Source organism: Pseudomaricurvus sp., from assembly GCF_965662505.1.
Lineage (GTDB): Bacteria > Pseudomonadota > Gammaproteobacteria > Pseudomonadales > Cellvibrionaceae > Pseudomaricurvus.
In genome coordinates this window covers 1-3,130 of record NZ_CBFIHX010000215.1, presented here as the reverse complement: position 1 = coordinate 3,130, position 3,130 = coordinate 1, and the positions used below count along the sequence as shown (strand labels likewise).

The window sequence follows — 3,130 nt, the reverse complement described above, 5'->3', positions numbered from 1 at the left end:
ATCCACATTCAAATGACACACACTACCGGTGCGGTCTATGCCTTAAGGTCATTGGCCAGCTTGCTGTTCACAGACACGCTTGAAGTGCCTCAGCTGAGTATCGAAGACAGCCCCCGCTACCCATTTCGCGGCATGCATCTGGATGTGTCTCGCAACTTTCGCGACAAAGACTATGTCATTCATTTGCTGGAACAAATGGCTCGTTACAAACTCAATCGTCTGCACCTGCATCTGGGAGATGACGAAGGATGGCGTCTGGCCATTAATCGCCTGCCGGAACTGACGGACATCGGCAGTCGGCGCTGCCACGATCCAGCCGAAACCCAATGTTTGATGGCTCAACTGGGCAGCGGACCAGAATTGGATAATCTGGCCAACGGCTATTACACTCAGGCGGATTTCATCGACATCCTTCACGCCGCACAAGCTCGGCAGATTGAAGTCATCCCGTCTTTTGATATGCCAGGACACTCCCGCGCGGCGGTGGTCTCCATGGAAGCCCGTTATCAGCGATTAATCGCAGAAGAGAAAACCGCCGAAGCAAATGAGTACCGCCTGATTGACCCTCAGGATACAACCCGTTATGAATCGGTGCAGTTCTACAACGACAACACCATTAACGTTTGTCTCGACTCCAGTTACCGATTTATTGATACCGTTCTAAACGACATTCAGAACCTTTACCAAAAAGCCGAGGTACCACTGACGCGTTACCACATCGGCGCAGACGAAACGGCAGGCGCCTGGGTTGAGTCCCCCGCATGCCAGGCATTGCTGAATGATCCATCACTGAACCTGAATACGTCCCACGACCTCACCGGCTACTTTATTGAAAAAGTCTCCAATATGGTCGCCAGCAAAGGGATAGTCCCCGCCGGCTGGAACGACGGCATGTCAGCGACCAGTGTTGAGAAAATGCCATCTACCGTGCAGTCCAACGCCTGGACACCTTTGTTCTGGGATGGACATAAAAGCGCGCATGAACAAGCCAATCGCCAGTGGCAAGTGGTTATCTCTACTCCGGATGTGACCTATTTTGATTTCCCCTACACTGCAGATCCGCTCGAACGTGGCTACTACTGGGGAAGTCGTGCCACCAATACTGAACAGGTTTTTGACTTCATGCCAAACAACCTGCCCGCCCATGCCGAACAGTGGCCGGATCGTCAGGGGAACCCCATGACGCTAAATGATACGGAAAGTCACCTCAAACCAGGCACCCAGTTCTATGGAGTTCAAGGTCACCTGTGGACCGAAGTGACCCGCACTGACCAGCAGGCCGATTACATGATCTTTCCCAGATTGACCGCTCTCGCAGAAAGAGCCTGGCATCAGGCGGATTGGGAACTGACTTACAACGCCAACGGCGAGATCTACTCTCCTGACAGCAATCACTTCAGCGATGCGGCCAAACAGCAGCGGGACAGCGAGTGGAATCATTTTGCCAACGCTTTGACACAAAAGGAACTACCCAAACTGGATCTTTACGATGTCGCTTACCGGGTGCCCACCATCGGGGCTGACGTGATCGACAATCAACTGCAGCTGAAATCACCGTTGCCGGGCTTGCCGCTGCAATTTAAAACCGACAATAGAGAGTGGCAAACCTACACCCAGCCAGTACCCGTCAGTGGAAGCATTCAAATCCGAGCTCTGACCAGCGACGGAAAACGTCCCGGGCGTACACTTACTGTTGATCCTTAACTGAATATCAAAACCACGCCAGAAGCTACAAAGCTACAAAGCTACAAAGCTACAAAGCTACAAAGCTACAAAGCTACAAAGCTACGAACCACAAAAGCCCACACAATTCATTATTGTGTGGGCTTTTTGCCATCAGTCAGCAGTAAAAATAGAACAAAAAAAAGGGTAAATGTTACTTTACCCTAAGACCTCACAGACAGGAGAACAAGAGGAAACGAGTTAACTCATCGACGTTAGCCAATCAGCCTGATGAGTTTTAAATTTTCTGGCAGTCCGGCGACACAGTCTTCTGGCTCGCTCTGCTGGCAGAGTATTTTCGGGAGTGTCTTTTGAAAAGTCCGGGTAACACCCCATTCCTGAGAAGATGGAATACCAGGATGGACGCATGTATATCTGGAAAGATTTTTCAGCGGCTAGAGCTGCATCAAAATCCGCCCCCAGTTGCCAGGCAGCCATCAAATTTGACAGACTTTTTGAAGTGCTGGCCTTCTCTCGATTATCTTTCCAATATTGCGTATCAACCCTGGAGTTCAATCGATAATGAAGAGACACATAATCTTTGGTGCCATCGAAAGCTTTATTAACACGATCGTTAAACGCTGCACGATTAACATCGGTAAATTCGCCTTTTTCATAGGAATCGATAAAGCCCTCAATCGTAAACTGAATCAAACCGATAGCAGTTGCCTCTAAAGGCTCGATAAATCCTTGAGACAAGCCAGCCGCCAGACAATTTCGGTTCCAGTGCTGACTGACACGGCCAACACGCATCTTAAGGTGACGAGCTTCAACACCCTCCGCTTCAGCGCCTAAGGATTTTCGCAGCTCCTCCTCGGCTTCTTCTTCAGAGAGGTATTCTGACGAATAGACATAACCATTGCCGTATCGATTAGTCAGCGGGATACGCCACATCCAACCTGCATTAGCCGCACGGGATACCGTTTCTGAAGGTATTGGCTGGCTGGAATCCAAAGGGGTTGGCATGGCCACAGCGCGATCATTAAACAAAGTATCGGAATAGGAAATAAAAGGCTCTTGAAGGGTCTTGCCCATGAGTACAGACGCAAAACCGGTACAATCTACAAACAGATCCGCTCTGACCTCTCCATTCGCCTGGGTTTTCAAGCAGCTAATATCGCCCGCATCTGATTTGCCAACCTCTACCACATTATCAATAACGTGGTTCACCCCATGTTCACGAGCATATTGCTTTAGGAATGTCGCCAGAAGGCCCGCATCAAAGTGGTAAGCATAATCATGTTCAAAATCAAATGTCTGTTCGGGGATCGGTGATTTCTTCTGCCGAGCCAACTCAGCAGCCACAAAATAGTCATCCGGATGTGCTGAAATATTTTGTCCACGCCGACGCAGATTACAGTTCTTGAAAAAGTTTTCTGCCGGTTCCAGATCAAGTCGAGAAAAGAAT

General features: G+C 49.5%; 2 protein-coding genes. One reads left to right on the top strand and one right to left on the bottom strand.

What is annotated here, in order from left to right; genetic code table 11:
- Nucleotides 1-1,704, top strand: a 1,704-nt coding sequence (locus tag ACTG33_RS16785) for a family 20 glycosylhydrolase (protein WP_439136363.1), incomplete at its 5' end; no start/stop codon positions are given.
- Between the two features lie 219 nt (nt 1,705-1,923).
- Here the strand turns inward: ACTG33_RS16785 and ACTG33_RS16780 are convergent.
- Nucleotides 1,924-3,130, bottom strand: a 1,207-nt coding sequence (locus tag ACTG33_RS16780; protein ID WP_439136362.1) for a tryptophan 7-halogenase, incomplete at its 5' end; no start/stop codon positions are given.